This window comes from Streptomyces griseomycini, from assembly GCF_014203535.1.
In the GTDB taxonomy this organism is placed as follows: Bacteria; Actinomycetota; Actinomycetes; order Streptomycetales; family Streptomycetaceae; genus Streptomyces; species Streptomyces griseomycini.
Genome location: NZ_JACHJI010000008.1, coordinates 151,105 through 168,413, shown reverse-complemented (window position 1 = coordinate 168,413; position 17,309 = coordinate 151,105). Strand labels below are relative to the sequence as shown.

Below are 17,309 nucleotides of genomic sequence, written 5' to 3'. Positions count from 1 at the left end.
TCATCCAACCGTGACCTTCCGCGGCGCCCTCCCGGTCCGGTCCGCCGACGTTCGGTCGGTCGACCACGGGGTGCCGACCTGCGGGTTTCGCCGCACGCACGAGCGCGCGGCCGAAGCGGTCGCCCTTCTCGCGCGGTCCGGGCGGTCGGCAATTCCTGTCCGAATCATTGACGTGCCCGTAGGCCCTCCGTAACTTGTGCCAGCAAGCGCTTACTTGAAACGATTCATGAGGCGGACGCGAACGGCGCGGGGAGGCTCACATGCAGCAGGGCGACAGGGTGGAGAGGCGGACGATCCTCAAAGCGGCGGGGGCCTCGCTGGCCGTCGCGGGGCTCGGTGCGACGGCCACCGCGTGTGGCGGCGGCAGCGGTTCCGGAGACGGGACGGTCACACTCCGTTACGCGTGGTGGGGCGGCGAGCCGCGCACCATCGCCATCAAGAAGACGATCGCGCTCTTCGAGAAGAAGTTCCCGAAGATCAAGATCAAGCCTGAATTCACCGACTACGAGGCGTTCTGGGAGAAGTTCCAGACCCAGGCCTCCGGCGGGAATCCGCCGGACGTTTTCCAGAATGCGGTCGGCTTCCTGCGTAAGTACGACAAGCGCGGTGTCCTGCTGGACCTCAAGGCGCAGGCGGACGCCGGGAATCTGAGCCTGGACAACTTCCGCAACGGCGTGCTGGCGAACGGTCAGGTCGACGGCAAGCAGATCGCCGTCCCCGTCGGCGCCAACACCATGGCGCTCGTCATCGACCTCAAGGCGTTCGAGAAGGCCGGGGTGGAGGCGAAGTTCGGCTGGACCTGGGACGAGTACTTCGACGCGCTGCAGACGATCCAGGACAAGCTGAGGATCGCCGGTGACACCGGCTACTTCAGCATCATGTACCTCTACGACCTCTACCTGCGCCAGAACGGCAAGGCCTTCTTCACGGACACCGATCTCGGCTTCACCGAGGACGACCTGACGCAGTGGTGGGAGGACGGCTACAAGCGCGTGCGGTCCGGGCTCGTCGCCGACCCGAAGAAGGTCGAGCAGGTCAAGCCCAAGTCGGCGCTCTCGGCGGGCCTCGCCGCGTCCGAGTTCACCTGGGACAACTTCTCCATCCGCTACGAGGGCGAGGGCGAGTCGGACTACGGGCTCGCGCCGATCCCCACCACGGACGGCAAGGCCACCGGCCAGTACCTCGGTTCGCTGATGCTGAGCGCCTTCTCCGGGACCAAGCATCCCAAGGAAGTGGCCCAGTTCATCGACTTCATGGTCCACGACCCCGAGGTCGGCAGGATCATGGGCTACGACCGCGGCATCCTCGCCACCACCGAGCAGTACGACGCGTTCAAGCCCACCGACGACAACAACAAGGGTGTCGCGGCCTACGAGGAAGAGGTCGCCGCGGCCGGCGTCCTCGGCAGGATCACCCCGCACCCGTCGGGCGCCGACGTCATCGAGGCGGCGTTCCTGCGTATCGGCGGCGAGGTCGCCCAGGGCAAGACCAAGCCGGCCGACGCCGCCAAGGCACTGTTCAGCGAGGCCAAGGCCGCGTTCGCCGGCTGAGGGGACGTACCACCATGACGCTCGTCAAGGAAGCGCCCGTGCGCCCGGCCGGGAAGCGGCCCGCCGCTCCCGCCGCCGGGCGGCGCGGGCGGCGCCGCGAGAATCTCGCCGGCTACCTCTTCATGTCGCCGTGGATCGCGGGGTTCCTGCTGCTCACGGCGGGGCCGATGATCGCGTCGCTGTACTACGCGTTCACCAGCTACAACCTGTTCACGCCGCCCCAGTGGGTGGGGCTGGACAACTTCACGACGATGTTCCAGGACCCGCGCTGGCAGAAGTCGGTCGAGGTCACGCTCCAGTACGTCGTCGTGGCGACCCCCCTGAAGCTGCTGCTCGCGCTCGGCGTCGCGCTGCTGCTCGCGCAGAAGCGGCGCGGACAGGGCCTGTACCGGGCCGCGTTCTACATGCCCTCGCTCATCGGCGCCAGCGTCTCCGTCGGTTTCGTGTGGCGGGCGCTGTTCTCGGACGACGCGATCGTGGACCGTACGCAGAAGGTCTTCGGTCTCGACGTGGGCGGCTGGATCGGCAACCCGGACTACGTCATCTACGCCCTGGTGGCCCTGAGCATCTGGCAGTTCGGCGCGCCCATGGTCATCTTCCTGGCCGGCCTCAAGCAGGTCCCGCAGGAACTGTACGAGGCCGCCGAGGTGGACGGGGCCGGACCGTTCAGGCGGTTCTGGAACATCACGCTGCCGATGATCTCCCCGGTGCTGTTCTTCAACGTGCTGCTGGAGTCCATCCACGCGTTCCAGGTGTTCGGCTCCGCCTACGTCGTCTCCGACACCCGGTGCGGGCCCGCCGACGCCACGCTCGTCTACACCTGCTACCTCTACCAGAAGGGCTTCAAGGAGGCCCAGATGGGCTTCGCCTCCGCGATGGCCTGGACGCTGGTGATCGCGGTGGCGCTCGTGACGGCGGTCCTGTTCTGGTCGCAGAAGAAGTGGGTGCACTACGAGGAGGCCGCCAAGTGACCAGTGCCACCAGCCCCGCCCTGCACACCGCGAACGAGCGGCGGCGCTTCGGATCGATCGCCTGGCACGCGGGGGCGCTCCTCGTCCTCGCGGTCGTCCTCTATCCCGTGATCTGGGTGGTCGGCGCCTCGTTCAAGCCGAGCAAGGACATCATCGCCAGCCTCGACCTGCTGCCCACCGAGCCGGTCTGGGCGAACTTCTCCGGGCTCGCCGACGGCATCTCCGGCATCCCGATCAGCAGCTTCTTCTGGAACTCGCTGATGTACGCGGTCCTCGCCGTGGTCGGTGTCGTGCTGTCCAGCTCGCTGACCGCGTACGCCTTCGCCAAGATCCGGTTCGCCGGGCGGAACCTGCTCTTCACGCTGATGATCGGCACGCTGCTGCTGCCGTACCACGTGCTGCTCATCCCGCAGTACGTGCTCTTCCGCAACATGGAGCTCACCGACACCCTGGTGCCGCTCGTCGCGGGCAAGTTCCTGGCCACGGAAGCCTTCTTCGTGTTCCTGATGGTGCAGTTCATGCGCGGACTGCCCAGGGAACTGGACGAGGCCGCCAAGCTCGACGGCTGCGGTCATCTGCGCACCTACTGGTCGATCGTGCTGCCGCTGAGCCGGCCCGCGGTCATCACCAGCGCGATCTTCACCTTCATCAACGCCTGGAACGACTTCATGGGGCCGTTGATCTACCTCAACACCCCCGAGAAGTACACGGTCTCGCTCGGCCTGATGATGTTCCGCGACCAGGAGGGCATCTCGAACTACGGCAGCATGATCGCGATGTCGCTGGTGGCGCTGGTGCCGGTCATCGCCTTCTTCATGGCCTTCCAGCGCTATCTCATCGACGGCATGGCGACCTCCGGACTGAAGGGCTGAGGCGGTCACCATGGCGCAAGCACGCGTGAGGGCCCGCACCCCGCGCAAGGAGTCCGTGTTCGGCGAGCGCTTCGCGGTCTTCGCCGAGTGCCTGCTCACCGGCGTGTGGATCGCCGTGGCCTGTCTCGGGGTCGTCACCTACCCCGCGGCCTTCGCCGCCGGCGCGCGGCACCTGCGGCGCCGTACCACCCACCAGGGCGGCGGCCTGAGGGAGTTCGCCCTGGACTTCCGCACCGCCGTGCGCGGCGGGTGGGTCGTCGGGCTCGCCGGGTGGGCGGTGGCCGTCGCGGTGTGGGTGGACGTCCTGGCCGCGCGGGCCGGACTCCCCGGTGGGCCGCTCGTCGGGGCCGTCGGCGTCTTCGCGCTGATCGGAGCCGGTGTGGCCCTGCTGCGGGCGACCGCCGTCTGGGCGCCCGGCGCGGCCTGGCGGGCACTGCTCGCGGACGCCGGCCGGCGGGCCGTGCTCGATCCCGCCGGGTCCTTCCTGGTCGTCTGCGGGCTGGCCGTCGTGGCCCTGTCCGCGTGGTTCGTCCCGCCGCTGGCGGTCCCCGTGCTGGGGGCCGTCGCGGCGGCGGCCGTCGCCGTCGAGGAGCGGTACCGGCACCGCTGACGGGCGGTGCCCTCCTGCGAGGCCGGCGCTTCGGCGCCGCGCCTCTGCCTGTCATGCCCTTGACATCACCTTGCACCCCGCAACGGAAAGGAAAGGCCATGTCCCCCATCCCCCGCAGATCCCTGCTCAAGGCGGCCGCCGTCGCCGGAGCCGCCGCCCAGTTCAGCTGGGCCCTGGGAGCGCAGAACGCCGCCGCCGCGCCCCGCGCGGAAGCCGCCGACGCCGATCCGGTCACCCTCGACTGGCTGGAGGACGGCGGCCTCGGCGCGGCGCCCGGCTCCACCGTCGGCGTGCCCTGGCCCCAGGGCGCCCACCGGGAGGACCAGACCTTCGCGCTGACCGACGCCGACGGAAAGTCCGTCCCCGTGCAGTCCTGGCCGATCGCCTACTGGCCGGACGGGTCCCTCAAGTGGACCGCGCACGCGGTGAGTTCGGGCTCCGGCAAGCTGACCCTGGCCGCGGGGACGCCCGCCGCGCCGGAGCAGAGGGTCACCGTCGGCCGGCGCGGCGGCACCATCGACGTGTCGACCGGCGTCATCACCGCGAGGATCGGCACGTCCGGCACCACCGTCATCAAGTCGGTCACCCGCGGCTCGACGGAGATCGCCCGCAACGGCCGGCTCGTCCTGCTGCGCCAGCCCGAGTACGAGGACGGCGACCAGACCACGGTCAGGACGGAGCGCTTCGACGGGGCGATCTCCGACGTCACCGTCGAACAGCAGGGACCGGTCCGCGCGGTCGTCCGCATCGACGGCAGGCACCGCAAGGGCGACCGCAGACTGCTGCCCTTCTCCGTCCGCCTCTACTTCTACGCGGGCGCCGACTCCTTCCGCATGGTGCACACCATCACCTACGACGGGAGGCAGGAACCGGGAAAGGCGAGCGGCGACTTCGTCCGCGGCATCGGCGTCCGCTTCGGCGTGCCCCTGCGCGACGAGTCCTACGACCGCCACGTCCGCATCGGCGGCGAGGGCACCGGGATGCTGCGCGAGGCCGTCAAGGGCATCACCGGACTGCGCCGCGACCCGGGCACCGCCGTGCAGCAGGCCCAGTTCGAGGGGAAGAAGCTCCCCGACCCCTCCACCTGGGACCAGCGGGTCACCACCCGCCTGCAGTACATCCCCGAGTGGGGCGACTACACCCTCTCCCAGCTCTCCGCCGACGGCTTCACCCTGCGCAAGCGCACCAAGAAGGGCCACGGCTGGATCGGCGCGGGCGGCGGCCGGCGCGCCTCGGGCTTCGGCTACGTCGGCGGGGTCAGCGGCGGCCTCTCCTTCGGCCTGCGCGACTTCTGGGAGAAGCACCCCGCCCAGCTCGACGTCCGCGACGCCCACACCGACGAGGCCGAGGTCACCCTGTGGCTCTGGTCGCCGGAGGCGCAGCCCATGGACCTGCGCTTCTACCACGACGGCCTGGGCCAGGACACCTTCCCCGAGCAGCTCGAAGGACTCAACATCACCTACGAGGACTACGAGCCCGGGTTCGGCACCCCGTACGGCATCGCCCGCACCTCCGAACTCCTCTTCTGGGCCAACGAGTCCACCCCGAGCGCCGAGAAGCTCGCCGAACAGGTCGAGGCCGTCCGCGTCCTCCCGCAGCTCGCCGCCCCGCCCAAGCAGCTCATCGAGGCGGGCGTCTTCGGCAAGGGCCTGTTCTCCGAGCCGGACCGCTCCACCCCGGCCAAGGCGAAGATCGAGGACCACCTCGACTTCCTCTTCACCTACTACAAGGACCAGGTGGAGCAGCGCCGCTGGTACGGCTTCTGGGACTACGGCGACATCATGCACACCTACGACACCGTGCGGCACCAGTGGCGGTACGACGTCGGCGGCTACGCCTGGGACAACTCCGAGCTCTCGCCCGACCTGTGGCTCTGGTACGCGTACCTCAGGAGCGGCCGCGCCGACATCTTCCGCTTCGCCGAGGCGATGACCCGCCACACCGGCGAGGTCGACGTCTACCACCTCGGCAAGTGGGCCGGCCTCGGCACCCGGCACGGCGTCCAGCACTTCGCCGACAGCGCCAAGCAGCAGCGCATCGCCAACACCACCTACCGCCGCTACTACTACTTCCTCACCGCCGACGAACGCGTCGGCGACCTCATGCACGCCAACGTCGACTCCGACGAGACCTTCCTCGCCCTCGACCCCCTGCGCAAGATCCGCACCGAACCGTACACGCCCGACCGCAACGCCCTGTCCATCGGCTTCGGCACCGACTGGAGCGGACTGGTCTCCGCCTGGCTCACCGAGTGGGAGCGCAGGGGACCCAAGTGGGAGAAGGCGAAGGCACGCGTGCTCTCCACCATGGAGACCATCGCCGCCCAGCCCAACGGCTTCGTCCAGGGCAGCGGACTGTACGACCTCGACACCGGGAAGTTCGCCGTCGCCGACACCCCGAAGGTCGAGGTCTCCCACCTGTCGGCCGTCTTCGGCCTGAACGAGCTGTGCGCCGAGCTCATCGACCTGGTCGACATGCCGGAGTTCGAGGAGGCGTACTACGACTACTGCCGCTACTTCAACGCCACCAAGGCCGAGCAGGCGGCGCGCTACGGCTCGAACTTCGGCAGCCTGATCCTCTTCCAGGGCCACTCCCGCCTCGACGCGTACGCCGCCGTGCGGACCGGCGACGACAAGCTGGCCAAGAGGGCCTGGCAGAAGTTCTACGACTCCGACGGGTACAAGGAGTCGGCGCCCTGGCGGACGGAGAAGGTGAGCGGCCCGACGGCACTCGTCGCGGGCAGTGAGGCCCCCTGGGTGTCCACCAACGACACCGCGCTCTACGGCCTCGCCGCCATCGAGAACCTGGCGCTGCTGGGGGACCGGATGCCGTAGCGGAACGTTCCGGGCGCGGGCGGGCACACTCCGTACATGGACTGGAACCATTACCGATTCCGCAGTCTGTGGACCCTGCCCGCGCCCGCACCGGTGGTCTACCGGGTCCTGGAGCGGATCGAGGACTACCCCCTGTGGTGGCCCCAGGTGCGGGAGGTCGTCCGGCTCGACGACACCAGCGGGACCGTCCGGATCCGCTCCCTGGCGCCCTTCGACCTGAGGGCGACCCTGCGCGAGGGGCGGCGCGACGCGGAGGCCGGGATCCTGGAGGTGGGCCTGTCCGGGGACATCGACGGCTGGGCCCGCTGGACCGTCACCCGGCTGGGGCCCGGCGGCAGCCTCGCCCACTACGAGCAGGAGGTGGACGTCCGCAAGCCGCTGCTGCGGCGGCTCGCCGTGCCGGGGCGGCCCGTCTTCCGGGTCAACCACGCCCTGATGATGCGGGCCGGACGGCGCGGACTGGCCGCCCACCTGGAAGCGGTTTGAAGGAAGCGCGCCGAGACCTGTATTGTTCAGTGCGTTCCCGGGCGATTAGCTCAGTGGGAGAGCGCTTCGTTCACACCGAAGAGGTCACTGGTTCGAACCCAGTATCGCCCACCGGGAGAGCCGGTCCGTCCTCGACGGACCGGCTTTGTTCTGCGCCCGGGGCGTCCTCACGCCGCCGCCGGCAGGTCCGGACGCAGCGGCCAGGCCGGGTCCACCACCTCTTCCGTGCCGGTGCGCGCGAACCACGCCTGCAACCCCCTGGCCTGCGCCGCGTGCCACACCGCCTGCAGGGTGTGCAGCTCACCGGGGGACAGGCGCTCCAGCCGCGCCGCGAAACGCCGCCCGAGCGCCCGGGTGACCTCCAGCGCGGCCACCGCGTCCGCCGCCGCGTCGTGCGCCCCCTCCAGCTCGACGCCGTAGTGCGCGCACAGGTCGGTCAGCGTGCGGCGGCCCTTGCGGTAGCGGTCCAGATGCTTGTCGAGCACCCGCGGGTCCAGCACCAGCAGCGGTACCCGCTCGAACCAGTGGCCCAGCGACGAGGCGCGATGACGGCGCAACTCCCGGTCCAGCAGGGTGAGATCGAACGGCGCGTTCATCACCACCAGCGGGCGGCCCACCCGGGCCTGCTCCGCCAGCGCCTGGGCCACCTCGTACATCACCGGCGCCGGCCAGCGGCCGTTGCGCTGCAGATGCTCCTCCGTCAGCCCGTGCACCTCCGTCGCCGCGGCGGGCACCGGCACCCCCGGGTTCACCAGCCAGCGGGTCACCCGCGGCCGGGTTCCCGGGGCGTCCTGGACGACGAGCGCGGCCGACACGATCCGGTCGGCCTCGACGTCCACACCCGTCGTCTCCGTGTCGAAAGCGGCCAGCGGCCCCTCGTACCAGCACGTCATACCCAACAACCCCTCGTTCGCCTTCGGCAGTCGACGCACCGTCCGCTGCCCGATCCGGTGATACCCGGGCTGTTTGCGCCGTACGCCGGAAGGAGACAACAGGAGTACGGGTCTTTGCAGTTCAGAGACCCACAACGGGGACTCGACTGTTCTGGAAGGCTGTTGGCCATGGCCATCGCGCAGCCCGAACGGGGCGGGCTGCTGCCCGAGCGCACGCCACCCGCTCGCGGCACCCTCGCCACCACCGCCTGCATGGAGACCCTGCAGGTCGGCTATCTGCACGCCGTCGCGGCCGCCGCGGGCTGCTCGCTGTCCCAGCCCTTCCCGGACAACGGCATCGACTGGCACGTCAGCCACAGCGCCCCCGGGCACACGGTCGACGACGAGGTGACCATCAAGGTGCAGCTCAAGGCGACTTACCAGATCGCGCCCGGCCCGCCCGGCCGCTCCTTCTCCTTCACGCTCGACAACGCGCACCTGGCGAAGCTCGCCCGCACCCCGGTCTCGGTGCACAAGATCCTCGTCGTCATGCTCGTCCCGCGCTCGCAGGACGACTGGCTGCGGGCCGGTCACGACCGGCTCGACCTGCGGCACTGCTGCTACTGGACCAACCTCGCCGGACATCCGGTCACCGGCCGGCACCGCACCACCGTGCGGATCCCCACCTCACGCATCTTCGACGACCGGGCGCTGTGCGAGATCATGACGCGGGTCGGGACGGGAGGAAAACCGTGACGCACCGCCCGACCGAGGGACCCCTGCGGCCCGTACGTCCGCACCCCGCCGACGCCGCCCGGACCGACCGGCCGCCCGAGCCCGCCGAGACCGACCCGGCGGTCCTCGCCGCCCTCCTGCACCGGCACGGCTGGCAGCGGCGCGGCGGCGCCGCCGGACGCTACGGCCGCTGGACCCCGCCGGGACCGGGCGGCGGCACGAGCCTGCTGGTGCCGGAGAGCCGCGCCTTCCCCGACAGCGAGGACCTGCTCGCCGAGGCCCTGCACGCGCTGTCCCGCAGCGCCACGTCCTCCGCCCGCGAGATCCTGCTCGCCCTCGCCGTGCCCAGCGACGAGATCCGCTGGTGGCGCGACGTACCGGCCGGCCCCGGCGGCGCCACGGCCTGGACATCCGAGGAGCAGCTGCGCTCCGCCGCCCGCCGGACGCTGCTCGCCGCCGCGCTCGCCCTGCACGCACGCGCCGGTTTCCACGGCGCCCGGCACCGGCGCCCGGCCGCCGCCGCGCTGGACACCGTCCTGGTCGGGCCGGCGGCGGGCGGACGCCGGCTGACCGCGTTCGCCCCCGTCGTCACCGGCCGCTCCCTCGCCGTGCGCCTCCACCAGGCCCTGTACGCGACCCGCGAGGCCGTCGACTACCGCCGGGCCACCGGTGGCATGGACGCCTTCGACACGGCCGTCGGGGCGGGCGTCAGCCATGAGCTCACCGAGGCCCTCGTCGCCCTGGTCCGGGGCACGGAGGGCGCCCGGATCGCCGTGGCGTGGGCCCCGTCGGCCGGTGTCCCCGAGGGCTGCGCGGCCTGTGCCGAACCCGTCGAGTTCTCCCCCGGCGACCTGCCCGTCCTGCGCGAGGCCGGCCTCCGCTACCGGCGCGCGGAGCCCTCCGTGCCGGTGCGGATCACCGGCACGGTGGTGCGGATGCGCAGGTCCGGGCCGCGCGGCGAGGGCACGGTACGCCTGCGCGTGCTCGCCGGGGCCGAGGTCGGCCACGTCCGGATCACGCTCGGCGAGGAGGACTACCGCATCGCCGGACACGCCCACCTCGTCGGGCTGCCGGTGCGGGTGCGCGGGCGGCTGGAGAGCCGGGGCGGCTTCCGCCGGGTGACCGGGGCCGGCGAGGTCGCACCGGTGCAGGTCGACGAGGCCGAGCGGGACCGGCTGATGAAGGCGATCCAGGAGAACGCCGAGACCGCGGCCTTCTTCGGCGAGGCCTGCGGTCCGGACTGCGAGGACTGATTTCGCTAAGGGCGGGTCCGGGTCGGTACGATCGGGACTCGTGCGCGCGCTCCGGTATGGCGCCGCAACCCCACCTTCAGTCAGGAGAGACCGGTGTCAGACGTCCGTGTGATCATCCAACGCGATTCCGAGCGGGAAGAGCGCGTGGTGACGACGGGCACTACGGCCGCCGAGCTCTTCGCCGGCGAGCGCTCGATCATCGCCGCGCGCGTGGCCGGCGAGCTCAGGGACCTCTCCTACGAGGTCGAGGACGGCGAGACCGTCGAGGGGGTCGAGATCTCCTCCGAGGACGGCCTGAACATCCTGCGCCACTCCACCGCGCACGTCATGGCCCAGGCCGTGCAGGAGCTGTTCCCCGAGGCCAAGCTGGGCATCGGCCCGCCGGTCAAGGACGGCTTCTACTACGACTTCGACGTGGACAAGCCCTTCCACCCCGATGACCTCAAGGCCATCGAGAAGAAGATGCAGGAGATCCAGAAGCGCGGCCAGCGCTTCTCCCGCCGCGTCGTCACCGACGACGAGGCCCGCGAGGAGCTCGCCGACGAGCCGTACAAGCTGGAGCTGATCGGTCTCAAGGGCTCCGCCTCGCACGACGACGGCGCGGACGTCGAGGTCGGCGCCGGCGAGCTGACGATCTACGACAACCTGGACGCCAAGACCGGCGAGCTGTGCTGGAAGGACCTCTGCCGCGGTCCCCACCTGCCCACCACCCGCAACATCCCGGCGTTCAAGCTGATGCGCAACGCCGCCGCCTACTGGCGCGGCAGCGAGAAGAACCCGATGCTCCAGCGCATCTACGGCACCGCCTGGCCGTCCAAGGAGGAGCTGAAGGCGCACCTGGAGTTCCTCGCCGAGGCCGAGAAGCGCGACCACCGCAAGCTGGGCTCCGAGCTCGACCTGTTCTCCGTCCCCGAGCAGATCGGGTCCGGCCTCGCCGTCTTCCACCCCAAGGGCGGCATCGTCCGCCGGGTCATGGAGGACTACTCGCGCCGCCGCCACGAGGAGGAGGGCTACGAGTTCGTCTACACCCCGCACGCGACGAAGGGGAAGCTCTTCGAGACCTCGGGCCACCTGGACTGGTACGCCGACGGCATGTACCCGCCCATGCAGCTCGACGAGGGCGTGGACTACTACCTCAAGCCCATGAACTGCCCGATGCACAACCTGATCTTCGACGCGCGCGGCCGTTCCTACCGCGAACTGCCGCTGCGCCTGTTCGAGTTCGGCACCGTGTACCGGTACGAGAAGTCGGGCGTCGTGCACGGCCTGACCCGGGCCCGCGGCTTCACCCAGGACGACGCGCACATCTACTGCACCCGCGAGCAGATGTCCGAGGAGCTCGACAAGACCCTCACCTTCGTCCTCAACCTGCTGCGCGACTACGGCCTGACCGACTTCTACCTGGAGCTGTCCACCAAGGACCCGGAGAAGTTCGTCGGCTCGGACGAGGCCTGGGAGGAGGCCACCGAGACGCTGCGCCAGGTCGCCGAGAAGCAGGGTCTGCCGCTGGTCCCGGACCCGGGCGGCGCCGCCTTCTACGGGCCGAAGATCTCCGTGCAGGCCAAGGACGCCATCGGCCGCACCTGGCAGATGTCGACCATCCAGCTCGACTTCAACCTGCCGGAGCGCTTCGACCTGGAGTACACGGCCGCGGACGGCTCCAAGACCCGCCCGGTCATGATCCACCGTGCGCTGTTCGGATCCATCGAGCGCTTCTTCGCCGTGCTGCTCGAGCACTACGCGGGCGCCTTCCCGGCATGGCTGGCGCCGGTCCAGGCGATCGGCATCCCGATCGGCGACGCGCACGTCGAGTACCTGGAGAAGTTCGCGGCGGCGGCCCGCAAGCAGGGGCTGCGCGTCGAGGTCGACTCCTCCTCGGACCGGATGCAGAAGAAGATCCGCAACGCCCAGAAGCAGAAGGTGCCCTTCATGGTGATCGCGGGCGACGAGGACATGGCGAACGGCGCGGTCTCCTTCCGCTACCGCGACGGCTCACAGGAGAACGGCATCCCCGTCGACGAGGCCATCGCGAAGATCGTGAAGGTCGTCGAGGAGCGGGCGCAGGTCTGACCGCACGGACGACGGCGAAGGCCCCCGGGGACGACCCGGGGGCCTTTTCCGCGGCCCCCGGACGACGCCATATGCTGCACGCATGACGAGTGAGCCGGAGCAGCAGTCGGGAGTGGGCACGCAGGACGCGTTCCAGCGTCTGTGGACGCCCCACCGGATGGCCTACATCCAGGGCGAGAACAAGCCGACCGGCCCCGGGGCCGACGACGGCTGCCCCTTCTGCTCGATCCCGGCCAAGTCCGACGAGGACGGGCTGGTCGTCCGGCGCGGCGAGCTGGTCTACGCGGTGCTCAACCTGTACCCCTACACCGGCGGCCACACCATGGTCGTTCCGTACCGCCACGTCGCCGACTACACGGACCTCACGGCGGACGAGACCGCCGAGCTCGCCGAGCTCACCAAGCAGGCGATGACCGCCCTGCGGACCGCCTCCGGCGCGCACGGCTTCAACATCGGCATGAACCAGGGGACGGTCGCGGGCGCCGGTATCGCCGCCCACCTGCACCAGCACATCGTCCCGCGCTGGGGCGGCGACACGAACTTCATGCCGGTGGTCGGCCACACGAAGGTGCTGCCGCAGCTGTTGGCCGACACCCGCAAGATGCTGGCGGAGGCCTGGCCGACGGCATGACCCCGCAGCGGGGGCCGGCCACATCCAGCCACATCCAGTGGGGGGCCGGGAGCACAGTCCCGCCCCCCGCACACGGCCCGACCGCCGGGGGCCTACGCCTCGTACACGTCCGCCTTCCGCGGCGACGCGTCCTGCACCGCCGTGCTGAGGAACGACGACCGCGCACCGAACTTCTCCGTGTCCACGCCGTTCTCCTCCAGCACCTTGATCGCCGCCGCGTGCACCACCCGCAGCACCGGCGCCGCCGCGCGCAGCGCGTCGTCGGCCATGAAGCGGTGCCGCCACGGCTTGTCCGCCCAGGCGTGCCGCAGACCGAAGGGCTCCGGCAGGGTCAGCTTGCCGCCCAGCCAGTACAGCAGCGGCGGATACCAGGTCAGGGGCGCACGGGCCGCCAGGCGCACCACCTCGTCCGTGTCGACCAGAGGGAGCTTCACCTTCCGGGTCTCCCAGAACCTGATCGACTTCTGGACCTCCTTCTCCTTGGCCGCCGGCTTGGTGGTGAACAGGGAGTGCACCGGTCCCAGCGCGTGTCCGGTCACCTCGATGCGCAGCGTCTCGTGCAGCACGGTCACCGTGATCAGCATGGTGAGGACCAGCTGGCCGTCCCACAGCGTCCACTGGACGCCCAGGTAGTGCCGGTCGCCGGCGCCGAACTGCTGCTTGTTGCAGATGTCCTGTATGGCGTGCGACTTGACCTGGTACGCCTCGACGTCCGTGCCCTCGGGCCGGGAGACCGCGTCGGCGTTCTCCCCGATGGGCGTGACGATCCAGTGCCGTATCGACGGTGTGGGGAAGCCCCCGGTGTTCAGCGGCCCGCGCTCCAGCATCCGCAGCCGGTCGTGGATGGACTTGATGACGTCCCAGCTGCGGAACGGGTGGATCTCCCGGTCCGGGTCGGCCTGCACCAGGTCCTCGGCCAACTGCCAGCTGCCCCAGCGCGTGCCCATGCCGAGGATCCCCTTGGGCCCGGCGTAGAACACGGAGTTGGACTGCTGCTCGGCGCTGAGCCGGGCCAGGGACTGGCGCAGTGCCTCGGCCGCCGTCTCGCCGGGGCTGCTCGGCACCGCCTCGGGCACCTTGGCGCCGACGCTGCTGCCGGAGAGCAGGCTGTCCCAGCGCTCCCTGAGGTCCCTCGCGGTGCGCTCGCAGATGTGCTTGGCCCAGAACCAGCCCACCACCGGGGCGATCACCGCCGCGCGCGCGTACCAGCCCCAGAACCCGCCGAACGGCATGCGGATCAGGAACAGCACCGCGAGCGCGCCCACCGCGACGAGCAGCGTCGTCGCGAGCGCGCCGGCCCGCTTGTCCTCCCGCTTGGCGACGGTGGTGCGGATCTGGAAGACCAGCAGCCACACGAGGAGGCCGGGCAGGAACAGCAGGCCGCACAGGACCATGACGGCGCTCAGCCAGTTGTCGCGCTCCCGGCGGATGCGGTGCGCCGCGAGCGCGTGCTCCACCACCACCTGCGGCTGGGTGCCGAAGGACTGGATGAGCGGCGCGCGCCCGGGGCCCAGCATCCGGTCGATGATCGCCCGGGAGAACGCCTCGCCCAGGTTCGGCCGGAACAGCTTCAGCCGGGGCTTGCTGACCGCCGACTTGTGCCACTCGTTGTTGGCCTTGAGTATCTCCTCGGCCTCGTTGTCCCGATAGGCCGCCGAGGCCAGCGCGAACGTCGGCGTCTGCCCCTCGTCGCCCATGCGCGGCACCTGCGGACCGAAGAAGTCCGCGTAACCGCTCTCAACGGTCATTCCCGCCCCCGATCGCCGCGACTGTCGTCTTGCGGCCTTCCCGACTTCCTTGCCGTGCACACCTGTTGATCAGGTATTCAGCGTATCCGCAGTCCCCGGCACGCGTCGGCGGACGGCCGAAGCCGCCCGCCGGCACGAAGGGGGCGTTCCGGAGCCGCCCGGGAGGGACCGGCGTGCGCGGGCGCCCGCGGGGACCGTCCGCGGGCGCCCGGCGCCGGCTACGAGGCGGCGCGCGCCTCTTCGCGGACCCGTTCGGCGATCTGCGGCGGCATCGGCTCGTGCCGCGCGTACCGGCGGCTGAAGCGGGCGGTGCCGTGCGACAGGGAGCGCAGGTCGACGGAGTACCGGCCGATCTCGATCTCCGGCACCTCGGCCCTGATCAGCGTGCGGCCGCCGGCCGACTGCTCGGTGCCGAGCACCCGGCCGCGCCGGCCGGACAGGTCGCTCATCACCGCGCCGACGTAGTCGTCGCCGACCAGGACGCTCACCTCGGCCACCGGCTCGAGGAGATGGATCTTCGCGTCCGAGGCCGCCTCCCGCAGCGCGAGGGCGCCGGCCGTCTGGAACGCGGCGTCGGAGGAGTCCACCGAGTGCGCCTTGCCGTCCAGCAGCGTCACCCGCACGTCGATCAGCGGGTGACCGGCCGCGACCCCCTTCGCGGCCTGGGCCCGCACGCCCTTCTCGACCGACGGGATGAACTGCCGCGGCACGGCTCCGCCGACCACCTTGTCCACGAACTCGATGCCCGAGCCGCCCGGCAGCGGTTCCACCTCGATCTCGCAGATGGCGAACTGCCCGTGCCCGCCGGACTGTTTGACGTGCCGGCCGCGCCCGGCGGCCTTGCCGCCGAACGTCTCCCGGAGCGGGACCCGGTGCGGTACGACGTCGACCTGGACGCCGTAGCGGCTGCGCAGCCGTTCCAGGGCCACGTCCGCGTGCGCCTCGCCCAGGCACCACAGCACCACCTGGTGGGTGTCCTGGTTCTGCTCCAGGCGCATCGTCGGGTCCTCGGCCACCAGCCGGGCCAGCCCCTGCGACAGCTTGTCCTCGTCGGGCTTGCTGTGCGCCTGGATGGCCAGCGGCAGCAGCGGGTCGGGCATCTCCCACGGCTCCACGAGCAGCGGGTCGTCCTTGGCGGACAGGGTGTCCCCGGTCTCCGCGCGGCTGAGTTTCGCCACACACGCGAGATCGCCCGCGATGACGTGCGACACCGGCCGCTGCTGCTTGCCGAACGGCGTGGACAGGGCGCCGATCCGCTCGTCGACGTCGTGGTCCTCGTGACCCCGGTCGGCCATTCCGTGCCCGGAGACGTGGACCGTCTGGTCGGCGCGCAGGGTGCCGGAGAAGACCCGGATCAGCGAGAGCCGGCCGACGTACGGGTCGGACGAGGTCTTCACGACCTCCGCGACCAGGGGCGCGTCGGGGTCGCACGGCTTCAGCTCGCGCGGCCGGCCGTCCACGGTGGTCACGCGCGGGGTGCCGTGTTCCAGCGGGGTCGGGAAGCCGCGCGTGATCAGCTCCAGCAGCTCGACCGTGCCGAGCCCCTGGCGGGCGCCCTCGGCCGCGGGGGCGGCGGCCAGGACGGGGAAGAACGCCCCGCGCGCGACCGCCCGCTCCAGGTCCTCGATCAGCGTCTTGACGTCGACCTGCTCGCCGCCGAGGTAGCGGTCCATGAGGGTCTCGTCCTCGCTCTCGGCGATGATCCCCTCGATGAGCCGGCCACGGGCCTCCTCGAGCGGCGGCAGCTGGTCCTCGCCGGGCTCGGACTCCTTGCGCTCGCCGGTGGAGTAGTCGAACAGCTTCTGCGACAGCAGCCCGATCAGCCCCGTCACGGGCGCGTGCCCGTCGGGTCCCTCCGGGCCGTGCAGCGGCAGGTACAGCGGCAGCACGGCGTCGGGGTCGTCCCCGCCGAAGGCCTCCGCGCAGATCCGGGTCATCTCCTCGAAGTCCGCGCGGGCCGCCTCGAGGTGCGTGACGACGATGGCGCGCGGCATGCCGACCGCCGCGCACTCGTCCCACACCATCCGGGTCGAGCCGTCCACGCCGTCCGAGGCCGAGACGACGAAGAGGGCCGCGTCCGCCGCTCGCAGACCGGCCCTGAGCTCCCCGACGAAGTCGGCGTATCCGGGGGTGTCCAGCAGGTTGACCTTGATGCCGTCCCATTCGACCGGCACCAGCGAGAGCTGGACGGAGCGCTGCTGCCGATGCTCGATGTCGTCGTAGTCGGAGACGGTGCCGCCGTCCTCCACGCGGCCCGCCCGGTTGATCGCTCCCGCGGTCAGCGCGAGAGCCTCCACCAGAGTCGTCTTGCCCGATCCGGAGTGGCCGACCAGCACCACATTCCGTACGGACGCGGGGTGGTCGGCCGCCTGTGCCCTGCCGGCGGCTCCGGGGTGTGTGCGCGCCTTGTCGCCCATGGTCCTGCCTCCCGTGCACGGTGAGGTCACTGTGGGCGCGGACCCGGCGGAATCCGCGTGCGGTGCGGCTCCGGCGGCGCCCGCGGTCCTTCGACCTTCCCACTCCCGTCACGACGCGTCCATACGAGGGACGCCGCCGCGTCGCCCGGCCCTGCTCACGGCCCCGCGGACCACCGCCCCGACGGGCCCCGGCGCAGGGGCCCGGGTGCCCCGCCACCGCCCCCGCGCGCGCGTGGCTACGATTGGGCCCGCCGGGTGGC

At 71.1% G+C, this 17,309-nt stretch carries 13 protein-coding genes and 1 tRNA gene; 11 read left to right on the top strand and 3 right to left on the bottom strand.

Going from position 1 to position 17,309, the window contains the following annotated elements; genetic code table 11:
- Positions 1-260 precede the first annotated feature (260 nt).
- The 7 genes from FHS37_RS23210 to FHS37_RS23180 all read left to right on the top strand — a co-directional run bounded on the left by FHS37_RS23210 (position 261) and on the right by FHS37_RS23180 (position 7,434).
- Positions 261-1,550: an ABC transporter substrate-binding protein gene (locus FHS37_RS23210; RefSeq protein WP_184824397.1), complete on the top strand. Its 1,290-nt coding sequence runs from the start codon at positions 261-263 to the stop codon at positions 1,548-1,550.
- A gap of 14 nt (positions 1,551-1,564) precedes the next feature.
- Entirely contained in the window at positions 1,565-2,521 is a 957-nt protein-coding gene (locus FHS37_RS23205; protein ID WP_184824395.1) for a carbohydrate ABC transporter permease, read from the top strand.
- The gene (locus FHS37_RS23200; RefSeq protein ID WP_184824393.1) at positions 2,518-3,393 is read left to right on the top strand and encodes a carbohydrate ABC transporter permease; all 876 of its coding nucleotides are present in this window, start codon (positions 2,518-2,520) and stop codon (positions 3,391-3,393) included. The genes FHS37_RS23205 and FHS37_RS23200 overlap by 4 nt, the downstream gene beginning before the upstream one ends.
- Positions 3,394-3,403: 10 nt before the next feature.
- Positions 3,404-4,003, top strand: a complete 600-nt coding sequence (locus FHS37_RS23195) for a hypothetical protein (protein ID WP_184824391.1) — start codon at positions 3,404-3,406, stop codon at positions 4,001-4,003.
- Between the two features lie 98 nt (positions 4,004-4,101).
- Entirely contained in the window at positions 4,102-6,837 is a 2,736-nt protein-coding gene (locus tag FHS37_RS23190; RefSeq protein ID WP_184824390.1) for an exo-rhamnogalacturonan lyase family protein, read from the top strand.
- A gap of 36 nt (positions 6,838-6,873) precedes the next feature.
- A complete protein-coding gene (locus tag FHS37_RS23185) occupies positions 6,874-7,323 on the top strand; it encodes an SRPBCC family protein (protein WP_184824387.1) in 450 nt (149 codons plus the stop codon).
- A 39-nt stretch (positions 7,324-7,362) separates the two neighbouring features.
- Positions 7,363-7,434: transfer RNA gene (locus tag FHS37_RS23180), tRNA-Val, on the top strand.
- Positions 7,435-7,490: 56 nt separating this feature from the next.
- Here the strand turns inward: FHS37_RS23180 and FHS37_RS23175 are convergent.
- Positions 7,491-8,216: a 3'-5' exonuclease gene (locus FHS37_RS23175; protein ID WP_184824385.1), complete on the bottom strand. Its 726-nt coding sequence runs from the start codon at positions 8,214-8,216 to the stop codon at positions 7,491-7,493.
- 168 nt (positions 8,217-8,384) lie between these two features.
- On the opposite strand from FHS37_RS23175, the gene FHS37_RS23170 reads away from it, so the two are divergent.
- From FHS37_RS23170 to FHS37_RS23155, 4 genes are all read left to right on the top strand, one after another.
- Positions 8,385-8,951, top strand: coding sequence for a DUF4365 domain-containing protein (locus FHS37_RS23170; RefSeq protein WP_184824383.1), 567 nt, complete (start codon positions 8,385-8,387; stop codon positions 8,949-8,951).
- Entirely contained in the window at positions 8,948-10,183 is a 1,236-nt protein-coding gene (locus FHS37_RS23165; protein ID WP_184824381.1) for a hypothetical protein, read from the top strand. The genes FHS37_RS23170 and FHS37_RS23165 overlap by 4 nt, the downstream gene beginning before the upstream one ends.
- 93 nt (positions 10,184-10,276) lie before the next feature.
- Positions 10,277-12,253, top strand: a complete 1,977-nt coding sequence (gene thrS / locus FHS37_RS23160; RefSeq protein WP_184824378.1) for a threonine--tRNA ligase — start codon at positions 10,277-10,279, stop codon at positions 12,251-12,253.
- Between the two features lie 82 nt (positions 12,254-12,335).
- Positions 12,336-12,884 (top strand): HIT family protein, encoded by a 549-nt coding sequence (locus tag FHS37_RS23155; protein WP_184824376.1) that lies wholly within the window; start codon positions 12,336-12,338, stop codon positions 12,882-12,884.
- Between the two features lie 92 nt (positions 12,885-12,976).
- Here the strand turns inward: FHS37_RS23155 and FHS37_RS23150 are convergent, their stop codons facing one another.
- Together FHS37_RS23150 and FHS37_RS23145 are read right to left on the bottom strand one after the other, a co-directional pair.
- A complete protein-coding gene (locus tag FHS37_RS23150) occupies positions 12,977-14,632 on the bottom strand; it encodes an AbeC-like domain-containing protein (RefSeq protein WP_184824374.1) in 1,656 nt (551 codons plus the stop codon).
- 218 nt (positions 14,633-14,850) lie between these two features.
- A complete protein-coding gene (locus FHS37_RS23145) occupies positions 14,851-17,049 on the bottom strand; it encodes an elongation factor G-like protein EF-G2 (RefSeq protein ID WP_184824372.1) in 2,199 nt (732 codons plus the stop codon).
- Between the last annotated feature and the right edge of the window lie 260 nt (positions 17,050-17,309).

What these genes read in the sequence shown, in the direction of transcription:
- FHS37_RS23210 (WP_184824397.1), top strand. Translation starts at nt 261, where the DNA reads ATGCAGCAGGGCGACAGGGTGGAGAGGCGGACGATCCTCAAAGCGGCG.
- FHS37_RS23205 (WP_184824395.1), top strand. Translation starts at nt 1,565, where the DNA reads ATGACGCTCGTCAAGGAAGCGCCCGTGCGCCCGGCCGGGAAGCGGCCC.
- FHS37_RS23195 (WP_184824391.1), top strand. Translation starts at nt 3,404, where the DNA reads ATGGCGCAAGCACGCGTGAGGGCCCGCACCCCGCGCAAGGAGTCCGTG.
- FHS37_RS23190 (WP_184824390.1), top strand. Translation starts at nt 4,102, where the DNA reads ATGTCCCCCATCCCCCGCAGATCCCTGCTCAAGGCGGCCGCCGTCGCC.
- FHS37_RS23185 (WP_184824387.1), top strand. Translation starts at nt 6,874, where the DNA reads ATGGACTGGAACCATTACCGATTCCGCAGTCTGTGGACCCTGCCCGCG.
- FHS37_RS23175 (WP_184824385.1), bottom strand. Translation starts at nt 8,216, where the DNA reads ATGACGTGCTGGTACGAGGGGCCGCTGGCCGCTTTCGACACGGAGACG.
- FHS37_RS23170 (WP_184824383.1), top strand. Translation starts at nt 8,385, where the DNA reads ATGGCCATCGCGCAGCCCGAACGGGGCGGGCTGCTGCCCGAGCGCACG.
- FHS37_RS23155 (WP_184824376.1), top strand. Translation starts at nt 12,336, where the DNA reads ATGACGAGTGAGCCGGAGCAGCAGTCGGGAGTGGGCACGCAGGACGCG.
- FHS37_RS23150 (WP_184824374.1), bottom strand. Translation starts at nt 14,632, where the DNA reads ATGACCGTTGAGAGCGGTTACGCGGACTTCTTCGGTCCGCAGGTGCCG.
- FHS37_RS23145 (WP_184824372.1), bottom strand. Translation starts at nt 17,049, where the DNA reads ATGGGCGACAAGGCGCGCACACACCCCGGAGCCGCCGGCAGGGCACAG.